The sequence below is a fragment of the Mesorhizobium sp. WSM4871 genome, assembly GCF_055811295.1.
Window position 1 is genome coordinate 76,554 of the sequence record NZ_JBVVPU010000016.1, and the last position, 15,647, is coordinate 92,200.

The 15,647-nt window shown below is 62.8% G+C and carries 12 protein-coding genes; 4 read left to right on the forward strand and 8 right to left on the reverse strand.

Features of this window, described 5'->3' with window-relative positions:
* Positions 1-7 precede the first annotated feature (7 nt).
* Both AC0L2H_RS27915 and AC0L2H_RS27920 read right to left on the reverse strand, forming a co-directional pair.
* Positions 8-832 carry an ABC transporter permease gene (locus AC0L2H_RS27915; RefSeq protein ID WP_473593243.1) on the reverse strand — a complete coding sequence of 275 codons (825 nt, stop codon included), beginning with the start codon at positions 830-832 and terminating at the stop codon, positions 8-10.
* A 24-nt stretch (positions 833-856) separates the two neighbouring features.
* Positions 857-1,774, reverse strand: coding sequence for an ABC transporter permease (locus tag AC0L2H_RS27920; protein WP_473593244.1), 918 nt, complete (start codon positions 1,772-1,774; stop codon positions 857-859).
* A 333-nt stretch (positions 1,775-2,107) separates the two neighbouring features.
* Between AC0L2H_RS27920 and AC0L2H_RS27925 the strand changes: the two genes are divergently transcribed.
* Complete coding sequence (locus tag AC0L2H_RS27925; protein ID WP_473593245.1) at positions 2,108-3,526, forward strand: aminotransferase; 1,419 nt, start codon at positions 2,108-2,110, stop codon at positions 3,524-3,526.
* Positions 3,527-3,763: 237 nt separating this feature from the next.
* On the opposite strand, the gene AC0L2H_RS27930 is transcribed toward AC0L2H_RS27925, so the two are convergent.
* Positions 3,764-4,966, reverse strand: a complete 1,203-nt coding sequence (locus tag AC0L2H_RS27930; RefSeq protein WP_473593246.1) for an aromatic ring-hydroxylating oxygenase subunit alpha — start codon at positions 4,964-4,966, stop codon at positions 3,764-3,766.
* Positions 4,967-5,465: 499 nt separating this feature from the next.
* Between AC0L2H_RS27930 and AC0L2H_RS27935 the strand changes: the two genes are divergently transcribed.
* Positions 5,466-5,876, forward strand: a complete 411-nt coding sequence (locus AC0L2H_RS27935; RefSeq protein WP_473593247.1) for a hypothetical protein — start codon at positions 5,466-5,468, stop codon at positions 5,874-5,876.
* 129 nt (positions 5,877-6,005) lie between these two features.
* Here AC0L2H_RS27935 and AC0L2H_RS27940 read toward each other — a convergent pair whose 3' ends face one another.
* Positions 6,006-8,093 (reverse strand): PAS domain S-box protein, encoded by a 2,088-nt coding sequence (locus AC0L2H_RS27940; RefSeq protein ID WP_473593248.1) that lies wholly within the window; start codon positions 8,091-8,093, stop codon positions 6,006-6,008.
* Positions 8,094-8,148: 55 nt separating this feature from the next.
* Positions 8,149-8,928, reverse strand: a complete 780-nt coding sequence (locus tag AC0L2H_RS27945) for a response regulator (protein ID WP_473593322.1) — start codon at positions 8,926-8,928, stop codon at positions 8,149-8,151.
* A 45-nt stretch (positions 8,929-8,973) separates the two neighbouring features.
* Here AC0L2H_RS27945 and AC0L2H_RS27950 point away from each other — a divergent pair, with 45 nt between their 5' ends.
* A complete protein-coding gene (locus AC0L2H_RS27950) occupies positions 8,974-9,660 on the forward strand; it encodes a winged helix-turn-helix domain-containing protein (RefSeq protein ID WP_473593249.1) in 687 nt (228 codons plus the stop codon).
* Positions 9,661-9,701: 41 nt separating this feature from the next.
* On the opposite strand, the gene AC0L2H_RS27955 is transcribed toward AC0L2H_RS27950, so the two are convergent.
* On the reverse strand, positions 9,702-9,899 hold the full coding sequence (locus AC0L2H_RS27955) for a hypothetical protein (protein WP_473593250.1): 198 nt from the start codon (positions 9,897-9,899) through the stop codon (positions 9,702-9,704).
* A gap of 614 nt (positions 9,900-10,513) precedes the next feature.
* Between AC0L2H_RS27955 and AC0L2H_RS27960 the strand changes: the two genes are divergently transcribed.
* A complete protein-coding gene (locus AC0L2H_RS27960) occupies positions 10,514-10,975 on the forward strand; it encodes a L,D-transpeptidase (protein WP_473593323.1) in 462 nt (153 codons plus the stop codon).
* A gap of 129 nt (positions 10,976-11,104) precedes the next feature.
* Here AC0L2H_RS27960 and AC0L2H_RS27965 read toward each other — a convergent pair whose 3' ends face one another.
* Together AC0L2H_RS27965 and AC0L2H_RS27970 are read right to left on the reverse strand one after the other, a co-directional pair.
* The gene (locus AC0L2H_RS27965; RefSeq protein ID WP_473593251.1) at positions 11,105-14,188 is read right to left on the reverse strand and encodes an efflux RND transporter permease subunit; all 3,084 of its coding nucleotides are present in this window, start codon (positions 14,186-14,188) and stop codon (positions 11,105-11,107) included.
* Positions 14,185-15,519, reverse strand: coding sequence for an efflux RND transporter periplasmic adaptor subunit (locus AC0L2H_RS27970; protein ID WP_473593252.1), 1,335 nt, complete (start codon positions 15,517-15,519; stop codon positions 14,185-14,187). Before AC0L2H_RS27970 ends, AC0L2H_RS27965 begins: the two co-directional genes overlap by 4 nt.
* Positions 15,520-15,647 lie beyond the last annotated feature (128 nt).

The window sequence follows — 15,647 nt, forward strand, 5'->3', positions numbered from 1 at the left end:
GGGCCGCTCAGGCATAGAGGCCTCCTTCGTTCTGGGTGCGTTTGGCGGCGCGGCGGCGCAGGATTTCGGCAATTGTCATCAACAGGAAAGAGGCAGCCAGCAACAGCGTGCCCAGCGCCAGGACGCCGGGCAGTTTCGAGGCAAAGCGCAGTTGGCCCCAGATATAGATCGGCAGCGTCGCCTCGGTGCCGGTCAGGAAGAAGGCGATGAGGAACTCATCGAGCGAAATGGTGAAGCAGACGAGCAGGCTGGAAATGATCGCCGGCGCCACCATCGGCAGCGTCACGCGCCGGAAAGTGCCGAAGGCGCTCTCGCCGAGATCGGCCGAGGCTTCCTCCAGGCTGCGATCAAAACCCTCGAAGCCGGCGGTCAGCACCGTCATCGAATAGGGGACGCAGACCAGGACGTGTCCGAGCACGACGGTGAACAGCGACAGGCTCAGACCGAGTTGCAGTATCACCAACAGCAGGGAGATGGCGACGATGATTTCGGGCAGCACCAGCGGCGCCATGATCAGGCCATTGATGGCGCGGCGGCCGGGGTAGCGGTAGCGGGTGATCGAACGGGCGGCGAGGATGCCGAGAACCGTCGACAGGATGGCCGCCGACACTCCGACGACCAAGCTGTTCCAGGCGGCGTCGAGCAGCGCCGGCGTGCGCGGCAGATCCTCATACCATTTGAGCGTGAAGCCGGAGAGCGGGAATTTCGGCGTCGCGGCCGTGTTGACCGAGAAGATCGGCAGGAAGATGACCGGCAGATAGAGGAAGACGACATAGAAAAACGCATAGGCCGACAGCCAGCCACTGGCCAGGAAGCGCCTCATCGCCGTCATCGCGCCAACCTCATCATGCCAGCTTCATCGCGCCAACCTCTGGGCGGCACGCAGGATCAGCACGATGGCGCCGGCGATCAGCGTGACGATCAGCATGGTGGTGACCGAAAGTGCAGCGCCCAGCGGCCAGTTGGAGGCCTTGCCGAATTGAGCCTGGATGGCATTGGCGATCATGACGCCGTCCTTGCCGCCGACGAGCTTGGGCGTGACATAGTCGCCGACAGTCGGGATCATGACGATCAGCGCCGCCGAGATGACGCCTGGCGCCGACAGCGGCAGCGTTACGCGCAGGAAGGAGCGAATGGGACCGTCGCCGAGGTCCGTGGCCGCCTCGACCAGCGTGCGGTCGACCTTTTCCAGCGAGACGAAGATCGGCAGGATGGCGAAGGCCGCCCAGGCATGGGTCAGCGTGATGATGACGGCGCTCGAATTGTAGAGCAGCGCCGTCGACGGCTCGTCGATGACGCCAAGCCCCATCAGGCCGGAATTCAAGACGCCGTTGTAGCCGAGGATCACCTTCCACGACATCACGCGCAGGAGATAGCTGGTCCAGAACGGGATGGTGATCAGGAACAGCCACAGGCTCTTGTGACGACCGCCATGGAAAGAGATGAAGTAGGCGATCGGGTAGGCGAGGACGACCGTAAAGAAGCTCACCATCAGCGAGATGTAGAGCGAGCGCCAGAGCAGATCGCGATAGATCGGCTCGGTCAGCGCGACGCGGTAGTTCTCCAACGTGAAGGTGCGGTCGATGGTGAGGTAATTCTGCGTCCAGAAGGAATGCGCGATGACCACCAGGATCGGCAGGACCAGAAGTATGAGCGCGTAGAGAAAGGTCGGGCTGATCAGGGCAAAGCCCTGGACGGGTTCGGACTGCAGAAGGGCGTTTCGTCTGGCCCGCGTCATACCGAACGCGGGCGACCCTTCCGCAGCCGCCGTCATTGCAAGCCCTCTGGCAGGGTCCCGGGCGTGATTTCGGTTGCTGGCGCGGATTGTCCTGCCATGCGGCGTCCCATTCTAGAGACCGGCTGCTTGTTCCCACTTTTATGCCTGGAGCGTGACCGAACGCGAAACTGGTGACCGCGTTTGCCGATCGCACTCCGAGCTTGCCGGCTTTCTTTCATCATGAGCGCATCCGCGGATTGAAATCAAGCGCTATTTCTGCAATATTGATTGAACGGACATTCAAAATGAAGTGAAAAAAGCCAGTTTTCCCGCAGTTGGCGGCGAACTTGGTGTCCGATGAAATTCGCGGCGAAACAATGCGAGGCGACGATGGCGGCTGCAAGAGATCTGAGGGTGACCGGAATGGCGGGGCCTGGCGATGAAGATGCCGTCGAACTGGCCAAGCGTCATCTTATCCAGCCCTGGCCGTTTGCCGGCTCGGTCGGCGACGAGGCGCGCGCACTGATCGGCGAGGGCGACGGCATTTACATCACCGACAGCGGCGGCCAAAGGCTGATCGACGGGCCGGCCGGCATGTGGTGCATCAATGTCGGTCATCGCCGCGAGGAGCTCGCCAAGGTGATGTACGATCAGGCCATGGCGCTGTCCTACAACACGCCATGGTACACGATGAACGCGCCGTCGGCGGAGCTTGCCATGCGCATCGCCGGCCATGCGCCCGGCGACCTCAGCCATGTCTTCTTCACCACGGGCGGTTCCTCGGCGGTGGAGACGGCGCTGCGCTTCATGCAGTTCTACAACAATGTGCGCGGCCGCCCGGAAAAAAAGCTGATCCTGAGCCGTGGCGGCGCCTATCACGGCTCGACCTATCTGTCGGCCTCGCTCAACGGACGCCCGCGCGATCGCGACTGGATGGACGGCGCCGACGAACTCGTCGTCAAATTGTCGTCGCCCGATCCGTTCCGCCGGCCAAAAGGCATGAGCGTTGCGGCCTTCACCGATACTCTCGTCGATGAATTCCGCGATACCGTCGCCCGCATCGGCGCTGAGCGGATCGGCGCTTTCGTTGGCGAGCCGGTGCAGGCGTCGGGTGGCGTCATCGTGCCGCCGGACGGTTACCTCAAGCGCATCCGCGAGATCTGCCGCGACAACGATATCCTCTATATCTCCGACGAGGTGGTGACCGCCTTCGGCAGGCTCGGCCATGTCTTTGCTTCCGGCGACGTGTTCGGCATCGACCCCGACATGATCACCTTCGCCAAGGGCGTGACATCGGGCTACTTCCCGCTCGGCGGGGTCATCATCTCGCAACGGCTGCTGGAGCAGTTGCGCCGCTCCAACCATCCCGACGCCATGTTCGGCCATGGGCTGACCTACACCAGCCATCCCATTGGCTGCGCGGTGGCGCTGAAGAACCTCGACATCCTCGAAGACAGCGTGCTCGCCCACACGCGCGAGGTCGCGCCCTATTTCCAGGCGCAGCTGAAGACGCTGGAGGAACTGCCGCTGGTCGGCGAGGTGCGCGGCCTCGGGCTGATGGGTTGCGTCGAATGCGTGGCCGACCGCGAAAGCAAGGACCCATTGCAGCTCGACAAGAATGTCGGCAAGCGCATCGACGCGCATTGCCACGAGCTTGGCCTCTTGGTCCGGCCGCTGATCAACATGTGCGTGATGTCGCCGCCGCTGATCATTTCGCGAGAACAGATCGACGACATGGTGGCGATCCTGCGCGAAGGCATTTCGCGGACCATGGACGATCTCAGGAAAGAGGGTGTGTGGCAGGGATAGCTCCCTTCTCCCCGTCCCTATACGGGGAGAAGGTGCCGGTAGGCGGATGAGGGGCGGCGCTAACGTCGGCAATTGGGCGTGTCCAGCACGCACTGTGCGTCTGTCTGAAGTGATGACCTCACAAGTTCGGTGCTGCCCCTCACCTGCCTGCCGGCATCCTCTCCCGTATAGGGACGGGGAGAGGGGCGCTCTCATCGACTGTTTCGCTAATCGCCAGCGTGGCAGAAACGCACCGTCCTACACCTGCGACCGCATGGCCTCGTTGAGGTTCCACATGTCCTTTTCCTCCGGCGCGGTCTCCAGTCCGAGCACGGGGATCTGCTTGCGCAGATGGTCATGGTGGGTGCGCACGCCGTATTCGAGGTCCGACAGGTAGAAACCGCCAAAGGCCTCGGACAGCATGGATTCGTTCGACCAGACGGAAAGCTGCACGTCCTCGTTCATGGTGTCGCGGTCGATGCGGTAGGCGAGGTAGCGCGCCGCCGCCTGTTCCCTGGTCTCGTCGGGGTAGCGGTAGATGGCGCCGCGCAGCAGCGTCTCGCCGGTCGACAGCGGGAACTCCTGATAGAACTGCACCGATTCCGGCATGATCGACAGCGCGTTGTTGGGGAAGATGCCGTAATAGATCCAGGCCTTGCGCAGGTGTTCCGGCAGGTGCGCCGCCGCGGGTGCGAGCTTGATGTATTGGGCTACGCTCCAGCGCCTTCCGGCATGCGGATTATAGGTGGCAAAGGAGCGCGACACGCCGTTGATGAACGGCTCGTCGAAATAGGTCGCGCCGTAGAGGTCCTGCAAGGCGGGATGGGCCATGGCGACATGGTAGCCTTCATTGTCGACGTCGCGCACCGATTTCCAGTTGACCGGCGACTTCTGGGTCCAGATGCCCCAGGACGGCACCATGTCGGCGACGCCGTAATGCGCCAACTCGGCCTCGATCGGCTTCAGCAATTCGGCCACCGGCGGCTGCGGGCCGCCTTTGCGGAAGCGGATGAAGATGAAGCCCATCCAGATTTCGAGGTCGAGCGGCATCAGGCCGAATTCGGTCTTGTCGAGGTCGGGGAAGGAACGCGGGCGGGCAGCACCGCGCAGCGTGCCGTCGAGATTGTAGACCCAGCCGTGGAAGGGGCAGACCAGCGCATTCTTGCAGGTGCCCTGGCTGTCGGCGACCACGCGGCTGCCGCGGTGGCGGCACATATTGTTGAAGGCGCGCACGACGCCGTCCTTGCCGCGCACGATCAGCGCCCGTTCGCCGACCACGTCCATGGTCAGATAGTCGCCGGCATTCGGCACGTCGGAGATATGGCCTGCGATCTGCCAGTGATTGCGAAAGACGTATTCTTTCTCGAGTTCGAGAAGGGCGTTGGAGTGATAACTCCAGCCCGGCAAGCCCCGCCGGTCCCAATCATTGGGGATCGCCACGTCACGGAGGTGCGGGTTCATAAACGACTCTTCATTTGTTGAATACTCATTCAATAAAAACATATTTTTCATTGAAATGCAACGGCTTGTAGAGTTTGGTGGCTTCCATTGAGTTGGGCTTTGGCGCTTTCAGAGTCAGCGCGACGGCAGAAAATCCCGGAAATTCCGGGTGTTAACATGGGTTATGACACCGGCGCGCCGGATGAGGATTCAGGGTTGCCGTGTCGGGAAATGACCTCGTCTCGCATGGAAAGATTGCCGCTGCCCGAAATCCATTCCTAGTGTGGGATTGATCACTGTCCAGCGACCGGTTCAGGCCTAGAAAGGCGCTACCAAGCATCATTGTCGGGCAACGAGTTTCGCAACGAACCTAGGTCGGCTGTGGCCAAACACGCCAATAACGGCCGAAATTTCTCGTTTCAAAGCCGTTACACGAGAAAGCGGGCGCACCATTCGCCCGTTACCAGGCGCGGTTAAGTTCGTTTTACTGAAAAAAGAAAATCGACGACAGGGAACAACGATGTTTACCAAGATCCACACCGCCGGCCACGATCACCAGTTCCAGGCCCCGGAGCGCAATGAGCGCCGCCCGAAGCTGGCATTGCGCCAGCGCGCCAGCGATCATCCGATGGGGCTGTTCACGGTGCTGGCCGCCGCCGCATTCGTCGGCATGGCGTTCACGCCGACGGTTGGCCCCGCCTTCGCCTCGCTGAACCCACCCGCCAACGTCATCGACGGCGCGACAACGACGACCAGGACCGGGCGCTTGCCGATGCCGCAGATCGATTTTGCCTGCAAGGGCCAGGCTTGGGGCGCCGAGAACGTTGACTGCCTGCGCGCCATCGCCCAGCAGTCCGGGGTGCACAGAGCCCGCGCCGTCCGCATGATCGCGAATGCAGCGCCGCTGGCCGGCACGCCAAACGTTTTTTGAGTTTTTGGCGAGCATGGTCTTTTCGAAGACCGGTTCCCCCTTCCAGGGATCATGCTTGCCCGAGCGTCCTCCAGCGCTCAAGTCAGGCTCCCGCCGCATCGTCGGTTGGGGGCCTTCTTTTTAACGCTTCTAGCTTGCCAGTGCCGCCTGTTCGGCAATGGCCGACAGCACGCCGCGCACATCCAGCGTGCTGAACGGCTTTTCCAGGATCTGCGGCCGCAGCGGCGGCGGCAAGGCTTCGATCTCGGCCTTGGCGCCGATCAGGTCGCCGGTGACCAGCACGAAGCGCCGCGCCAGATCGGGCTGCTCCGTGAGCAGTTCGCGATAGATCGATATGCCGCTGGTGCCGGGCATGCGCAGATCGGAAAAGACGATGTCCGGCGGCATGTGGCCGCCCAAGGTCGCGGCCGTCGATGCCCAGATCGGCACGATGCGCGACTTGATGCCCATCAGTTCCAGAATATCGGAGAGCGAGGCGGCAACATCTGGCTCGTCATCGATGATCAGCGCATGGCGCAAGCCGCTCGACCGCGTCGGGCTTTCGCCCGCGACGGCGCCGCTGGCGGCGATCGCAGGCAATTGCACGACGAAACGCGCGCCCCTTGGCACGACCTCCTCGAACCAGACATTGCCATTGTGCCTTTCGATGATCGACTTCGAGATCGACAGGCCGATACCGGTGCCGACGCCGACCGGCTTGGTGGTGAAATAGGATTCGAAGATACGGGCGCGTATCGCCTCCGGCACGCCCGGGCCGTTGTCCTCGACGGAGAAACTGGGATTGCCGTGGTCGCTGCGAAAAGTCCGGACCTTGATCAGACGGTCGCCGCCGATGCCGGCCAGGGCGTGCTGGCTGTTGACGAGGAAGTTGGCGGCCACTTGCGTCACATGGTCGGCGTCGGCCATGGCCAGCAGCGGACCGCTGGCAAAATCGGTATCGATGATGATGCCGGTCGATCTGGCGCCATAGGCGGTCACTTCGAGGGCGGCGCGAACCACCTGGTTGAGATCGGTCTCAGCCTGGGCCGCCGGATGCAGACGCACCATCGACAGAAAACTCTTGACGATGCGGCCGCAGCGCTCGGCGGCGGCGCGGACCTTTTCGGCGCGCACCTTCGTCTGCGGATCGGAGGCGAATTCGTGGAGCAGCGTCGATTGGGCTACGACCACGGCCAACGGGTTGTTGAGCTCATGCGACACGCCGGCAAGCAGCGAGCCCATCGCCGCCATTTTCTCGTTCTGGTGCAGCTTTTCGCGCTGGCGGCCGATCTCCTCTTCGGCGCGCAATTTGTCGCGCAGGTCGCGGATCGAGCCGAAGATCAGTCGGCGGTCGGCGACCCGCATCTCGGTTGCCGTCAATTCGATCGGAAAGACTTCGCCAGCCGCGTTCTGGGTGACGGTCTCGAGCCGCTGGCCGACCATCGGCGCGCCGCGGCCCGACATGTAATCGGCGCCCGACACGTAGCCCTTGCGGTAATATTCCGGAACGACGGTGTCGAGCAAGTCCTTGCCGAGGATGTCGCTGCGCTGGTAGCCGAACATTTTTTCGGCGGCCGGGTTGAATTCGATGATCGAGCCGGTTTCGTCGATGACGATGATGGCATCGAGCGAGGCCTGCAGCATGGTCCGGCGGATGACCTCGCTGGCATGGGCATCGGAAAGCGATCGTTCGATGGCGTCGCTGATGGCCAGCGCGATGATGTGCAGCGCCGCCTCTTCCTCGTCGGTCCATTGACGCTCGTTCACACAATCGTTGATTGCCAGCGTGCCCCACAGATGGCCGTGCGCAAAGACCGACACCGACAGGAACGACTTGATGTGCTGCTTTTCGAAATCGGTTCTCAGGAAACCTTGGAGGTCGCGCGTGTGTCCGGCGAAGACCTTGCCTTGCCGTTCATCCTCGCCCAACCGCTCAAGCAGCGGATCCGAATTGACGACCGACTGCATGATGACCGTCGGCGATGCCAATTCGCCGCCAAACCGGGGGTCGATCCAGTAGGCCGCGACCGACTGGGCAAAACCCTGGCCGGGCAGTTCGCGCAGACGAAACAGGATGCCGCGCTGGCAATCGAGCGCCATGCAGAGCGTGGCAAGGATGTTTTCCATCTCGCGCTGCCAGTCACCGGCTTCGCGCAGCCGGCGAACGACATTGACAGCCGCCATCGCCGCGCTTTGCCTGGCGCCGTGCACATCGGTGTGTCCTGCTTCAGCAGTCATTGTCAGCCGTCATTTTCAGGGCCGCGCCAGGCCAGAGTGAATACCCGTGGCCCGTTCAGTTGCCTTCACCGGTCGGCAACGAGAAGATATAGCCTTCGCCGCGCACGGTGCGCAGGAATTTCGGATTGGCCGGATCTGCCTCGATCTTCTTTCTCAGCCGCATGATGCGGATGTCGACGGCGCGTGACGATTCCGGATCCTCGACGAAACCGATCGCCTCGGAGATCGCGGCCCGCGTCAACAGCCGGTTGGCTCGCGTCAGGAAAACCTCCAGCACGTCGAACTCGCTCTTGGCCATATCGATGACCGTGCCATTGGCGCCGGTGACGAACCTGCCGTCGAGATCGGCATGGAAGGGGCCGAAGCTCATGGCACGGCGGTCGGCAGTTGCTTCGGTCCTGACTCCCTGCGGCTCGCTCGGCTGAGGGACACGGCGCAGAACGCTGCGGACCCTCGCCAGCACCTCGCGCAATTCGTAGGGCTTGACGATGTAGTCGTCGGCGCCGAGTTCCAGCCCGACGATGCGGTCGAGCGCGGTGCCGGCGGCGGTGGCATAGATGACGCCGATCGGCATTTTCGAGCGCAGCCAGCGGCCGAGCGACAGGCCGTCCTCGCCGGGCATGGCGATGTCGAGGATGGCCAGATGGAACGACTGCGTTTCCAGCAAGCTGCGCGCGGCCGCGGCACTTTCAGCCGTCGCTACATCATAGCCGCTGGCGCCGAGATACTCGGCAACCGCGTCCCGCAGATCGGGCTCGTCCTCGACGATGATTATTCGTGCCCGCACTATGCTCTCGCTCCCGCTTTCAGTGGAAAGTAGATTGGGTATAAACATCATGTCCAGCGCTCATATTCGGTTGCTGAGGGAATGGTAGGAAAAATGGCCGCACGATCCGTCATTGCGCTTGTTTCCGTCGCTGATTCGGTCGCGACCGATCTCGCCGACCATCTCGAACGGCGCGGCCATGATGTGCGCGCTGTGCGCCAACCCTGGGAGGCTGAATCCCTGCTTGCCGGAAAAGGCATCGATGTCGCCGTCATCGGCGACAGCCTCAGCCAGGCGGAAGGGCGCGACCTGCTCCGGCGCCATGGCGGCGAGGGCGGGCCCGATTTCATCCTGATCTGCCGGCCAGCCGATCTGGTCGACAAGGTGCTGGCGCTCGAACTGGGTGCGGCCGATGTCGTCGAGAGCCCGCTCAATGTCAGGGAACTCGCTGCCCGCATCGGTGGATTGCTGACGCGGCGCGGCAGGAGTGCCGGGGAGTTGATCGTATTGGAGAACGCGACGGTCGACCTCAGGTCGGCCATGGTCATGCACCGCTCCGGCACGGAGGAACAATTGTCGCCAGGCCAGGTGGCGCTGCTCAAGTTGTTTCTGGCCAGTCCGCGCAAGGTGCTGACGCGAGACGACATCATTGCCGGAGCGCCCGCCGAAAATGCCGATGCCTTCGATCGCTCGATCGATTCGCGCATCGTGCGGCTGCGCCGCAAACTCGACACCGAAACCATCACCACCATAAGGGGCGCGGGCTATCGGTTCGACCCGCCGATGCAGTTCACCGATTGAGGGCAGGGTGGCCACCTGCTGTCCACAGGAGGTCTTAATGCTCAACGCACCACGAGAAGCGACGGACCTGACTGCATTTCGCCAGGCCCGGTTTGGCGAGCCGCCATTTCGCCGGCAACAACAAATTCTGTCGCCTGAGCGCGGTCCTTCAGGAGCACGGTGACAAGGCCGGCAAAGCCGAGCAAGCCTTGTGCGTAGAGCAGTGCGGAGAGCACAGAAGCTGCGAATTTCGTGTTCATCGTGTCCACTCCCCAAATTCAGATATATGTCATGCCTCGGGATACCTCCCGAAGTGCCCGCGCCGCTGCGGAGCCCCCCGTCGCGGCGCGGGCCTTCGGTCCTCTCGGCTGCAAGTTGCCGGAGGGGCCGCGCATCTTCTTCAGCCCAAAACCGACCCGCCAGAGGGCCTTGAACCGGTTGACGCGCAGGGCTGGAAGCGACCCAGACCGTGGCGGGAAACAGAACCGCTTTCGATTTCGCGCCAATTTTCGTTTGGTGCAGGCTGTTTCCGTTGGGTCAAATCTGCGGCTGGCCTGTATCCACATCATGCCGCCCCATGCCGCGCTTTGTTGCAAGTTGGTTTCGAGCGTAGTCAAATTTCTTTCATATCAGGGAAAAATGAGCTTTCGCTTGGGATTGGCCGCATCTTCCGCTCGTCAGGCTCGGTGGCAGCCGGCACTGGCGCCTCCGGTTTCCACTCCGAGAGATCCGCCCCGGCGGCTTGCTCCCGTTAACCATAGGAAACAGATTCGAAACAGAAACGCATATCCTGCGAAATCGGTTCGAAACACGCTGCGGGGATAAGCCGGTCATCGAATTGGAACCGGCCATGTCCGGCAGACAGGGGGACATCATGCACACCACCATTTCCGCCAAGCTTATCCACATCACCGCTGCCGCCCTGATGGGCGCGGCCTTTCTCTTCGGCGCCGGCAATGGCGCTGCGCAAGCCGCAAACAAGATCGTGGCGCGGGTCTCGCTTTCGCAGCAGACCATGGAAGTCCTGGTCGACGGCCGGCCGACCTTCGCCTGGAAGGTCTCGACCGGCGCCAGGGGGTATGTCACGCCGACCGGCTCGTTCAAGCCGACCCGCATGCACCAGATGTGGTATTCGAAGAAGTATGACAACGCGCCGATGCCGCATTCGGTTTTCTTCAGCGGCGGCTACGCCGTGCATGCGACCAATGCCGTCAAGCGCCTGGGACAGCCGGCCTCGCATGGCTGTGTGCGGCTTCATCCGGACAACGCCGCCGATTTCTACCAGCTTGTCGAGGTCTTCGGCCCGGCTAACACCAGCATCGTCATCGTCAAGTAGGCTGCGTTGGAGCGGTTGTAAGGCCTGAGCTATCGGGCTTCACCGCTCCGGCTTCCCGCCGAAGGCGGCGGTAAAGTCAAGCAGCCAAAGAGGCCGGATTTTCCGGCCTCTTTTATTTGGTCGTCAGTTCTAATCCTGTAGCGCCGGCATCAGCTTCGGGTCGGGCTTCTCGGCATGATGCGGCAGATCCTTGCTGGCGATGAAAGTGTAGAACATCGGCACCACGAAAAGGGTGAACATGGTGCCGACCAGGATGCCGGTGAAGATCACCAGGCCCATCGAATAGCGTGCCGCGGCGCCCGCGCCGCTGGAAGTGATCAGCGGCACCACGCCGAGCGCCATCGCCGCCGTCGTCATCAGGATCGGCCGCAGCCGCACCTTGGCCGAGGCGATGATTGCATCACGCCGCCGCATGCCGTGCTGCTCGCGCTGCTGGTTGGCGAACTCGACGAGAAGGATGCCGTGCTTGGTGATCAGGCCGATCAGGGTGATCAGGCCGACCTGCGTATAGATGTTCAATGTTCCGAGGCCCAGATTGAGCGGCACGATGGCGCCGAAGATCGACAGCGGCACCGCCATCATGATGATCAGCGGGTCGCGGAAGCTTTCGAACTGCGCCGCCAGCACCAGGTAGATGACGACGACCGCGGCGGCGAAGGCGATCAGAATCGTGTTGCCCTGTTCCTTCTCCTGCCTGGACTGACCGGAGTAATCGATGAAGAAGGTGTCGGGCAGGTTCTCGTTGGCGATATCCTCAAGGGCCTTCAATCCGTCGCCGGTGGTGACGCCGGGCAGCGGGAGTGCGGAAATCGTCGCGGAATTCAACTGGTTGAACTGCTCGATGGCGGCGGGCGACGCGTTGGTCGAGATCTTCACCACCGCCGACAGCGGCACCATCTTGCCGTCCACGCTACGCACGAAATATTCGCCAAGCTTGTCCGGGTTGTCGCGGAATTCCTGCGGCACCTGCGGGATGATGTCGTAGCTGTTGGAGTCGCGGTCGAACTGCGCCACTTCGGCGCCGCCGACGAGCAGAGTCAGAGTCTGGCCGATATCGGCAATCGGCAGGTTGAGAGCCGCGGCGCGATCGCGGTCGATGGTCACTGTCACCTGCGGTGCATCGTAGGCCATGGAATTCTGCACGACGATGAAACGGCCGGAGGCCTGGGCCTTGTTCTTGATCTGCTCGGCCACGTCGTACACTTCGGAAGCGTCGCCGGTCGAGCGCACCACCATGGCGATGGGCAGGCCGCCACCGGAGCCCGGCAGCGTCGGCGGCGCGAAGACGAAGGCCTCGACGCCCGCCACCTTGGCGATACGAGCGGTAATGTCAGCCTGCAACTCCTTGGAATTGCGCTTGCGCTCCGCCCAATCCTTGAAGGCAAATCCGACGAAGGCGCTGTTTGTGGTACCCTCGAAGGCGACGGCCGAGAACTGGGCCCGCGTCTCCGGAATGTCCCTGACCAGGCCGAGAATCTGGTTGACGTATGTCTCCGTGTAATCGGATGTCGCATAACGCGGCGCCGTCACCAGCGAGAGAAGGAAGCCTTGGTCTTCTTCCGGCGCCAATTCGCTCGAGGTCTTGGTGAACATGAAGCCGGTGACGCCGACAAGCGCAATCACAATGATCAGCGTCAGCGGGCGATAGTTCAGCGAACCGGTGACGGCCCGCTCGTAGACGTGTTCGACCCGCGCGAAAGTGCCGTCGACAATACGCTGGAAACGGCCTGGCGTGCCCGACTTCAGCAGGCGTGCCGACATCATCGGCGTGATGGTGACGGCGATGACGCCCGACAGCACCACCGAGCCGGCGAGCGTGACCGCGAACTCGCGAAACAGCGCGCCGGTCAGGCCGCCGGTGAAAGCCAGCGGCGCGAACACGGCCGCCAGCGTCATCGTCATGGCGACGATGGCGGACGCGATCTCGCGCATGCCGCTGAACGCTGCCTGCATCGGCGACATGTGATCTTCTTCCATGTGGCGGTGGATGTTTTCCACCACCACGATGGCGTCGTCGACGACGAGGCCGATCGCCAGCACCATGGCCAGCAGCGACAGGAGATTGATCGAGTAGCCCACCGCAAACAAAAGGAAGCAGACGCCGATCAGCGACAGCGGAATGGTGACGATCGGCATCATCACCGAGCGGAACGAGCCGAGGAAGAGGAGGATGACGACGATGACGATGGCTACCGCCTCGGCGATGGTCTTGAACACTTCGTCGATCGAGGCGCTGATCTGCCCGGTCGCGTCGTAGACGACCTCGATCGTCATGCCTTTCGGCAGCGTCTCCTGGATCTGCGGCACGAGCCTGGTAAGAGCTGCCGCCGTGGTCAGCGGATTGGCGGCCGGGGTCGGGAAAATGGCGAGGAAGGTGCCGGGCTTGCCGTTGAAGCTGACCCTGGTGTCGGTGTTCTCGGCGCCGAGTTCGACGCGCGCCACGTCGCGCAGCCGCACCACATTGCCGTCGGTCGAGCGCAGCGGCAGTTCGGCGAATGCCTCCGGTGTCTGGAGCGTCGAGCGCACGGTTATCGAGGAGACGACATATTCGTTCTCGGTATTGCCCGGCGCCGACAGGAAGTTGGAATTGTTGATCGCCGTCAGCACTTCCGAGGCCGTCACGCCGCGCGCGGCAAGCCTGATCGGATCGATCCAGACGCGCATCGAATATTCCTGCGCGCCGAAGATCTGGACGTCGGCGACGCCTTCGACCGTCGACATGCGCGGGCGGATGACGCGCTCGATATATTCGGTCAACTGCTCCTTCGTCATGTTCGGATTCTGCATCGAGATGTACATCATCGCGAACTGCTGGCCGGTGCCCTTGACGATGACAGGATCCTTGGATGCTTCCGGCAAGGTGCCGCGCACGCCCTGCACCTTCGACAGCACCTCGGTCAGCGCGACATCCGGATTGGAACCGAGTTTCATCTGCACCGTCACGGTGCTGGAGGACGGCCGGCTCGACGACGTAACGTAGTCGATGTTCTCGGTCGAGGCGACGGCACGGGCGATCGGTGCCGAAATAAAGCCCTGGATCAGGTCAGCGCTGGCGCCCGGATAGGCAGTCGTGATCGTGATGGCGGTTTCGTCGACCTTTGGATATTGCCGGATCGAAAGATTGAAGATGCCCTGAAAGCCCAAGAGCAGGATCATGCAGGCCAGAACGGTCGACAGGACCGGGCGGCGGATGAAGATGTCAGAGAAACTCATTGCTGGCTTGCCTGCTGGTTCACCGGCTTGGTCGGATCGATGGTGTTGTCGACTGCAACGGACATGCCGCCGAAAAGCCGATTCTGGCCGGCGGTGACGACTTCGTCGCCGGGCGCGATGCCCTCCAGGATCTCGATAAGACCGGCGTTGCGCCGGCCCGGCTTGACGAACACCTGGGAGAGCACGAGTTCAGGCTTCTGCCCTTCCGCCGCGGGCTTGGCCGCGTCGGCGGCCTTCTCGTCGGGCTTGGCAGCAGGCGCGGGGGAAGCAGGCTTTTCGGTGTCCGCTGGTTTGGTTGCGTCCGCCGGCTTGGCAGTATCGGCCGCGGCAGGCTTGTCGGCCTCGGGAGCGGCGGACATTTCTCCAGGCTTCGCTGCCGGAGCCGGGGCGGCTTCCGTCTTGTTGGCTGGGCGCACGACGAAGATGAAGTCGCCATAGAGGCTGGAGGTCAGCGCCGTCTGCGGCAGCGCCAGTACGTTGTTCTCCTCCGGCAGCTCGACGCGCACCTGCACGAACTGGCCAGGCGTCAGCTTGCCTTCGGGGTTGGCAACCTCCGCCCTGATCGTCACCAGCCGGCTTGCCGGGTCGATCTTGGGGTCGATGCCGCGAATGGCGCCGGCGAAAGGCATGTCGCCGTCGCCGATGCCCAGCCGAACCGTCTGGCCGATCTTCAACAGCGGAAGCTGCTGTTCGGGAATCGAGAAGTCCACCCGCATCGTATCCAGGTCCTGCAAGGTCACCACGGCGGTGCCGGGCGCCAGATACTGGCCGAGGTCGATCCTGGGGATGCCCACCGTGCCGTCGAAAGGCGCTCTCAATTGCTTCTGGTCAAGCACCGCCTGCAGCTTGTTGACCTGCGAGGTGGAGGCCGACGCCGCTGCGCGCGCCGCATCGAGCGTGGCGTCGGTGCCGACGCCGCGTCTCTGCAGTTCGATGGCGCGCTGAAGCGCTGCCTTGTCGGATACGGCTTGCGCCTTGGTTGCCTCGAGGTCGGCGCGTTCGACGGCATCGTCGAGCTGGAGCAGAACCGCGTTGGCCTCGATCTTCTGGTTGGCGTGAAAAAGGATCTCCTTGACGATGCCGGCGGTTTCGACAGTCAGGTCGACGCCGCGCACCGCGCTCACCGTGCCGATCGCCTCGACGCCGGGCGTCCAGCTGATCGGCTTGACGATGGTCGTCGACACGGTCGCCGCCGGCGGTTTCATCGTGGCGAAATACTGTTTGATGCCGTTGTCGCGCAGGAAGTTGAAGCCAACGATGCCGCCGACCACGGCGACCAGCACGAGCAAAACCAAGGCGATGACGACGATCTGGATTATGCGTCTGAACAAGAGTGTCCCCTCAAGCGGCGACCGGCATGGCGGTCGATGTCGGGACACTATCCACGGCAGGTCCCAATTTCAAATAACGGCGGCCTTACTGTACCGTCTGGACGGTCTTGTCAATTCCGCGTAGGCTC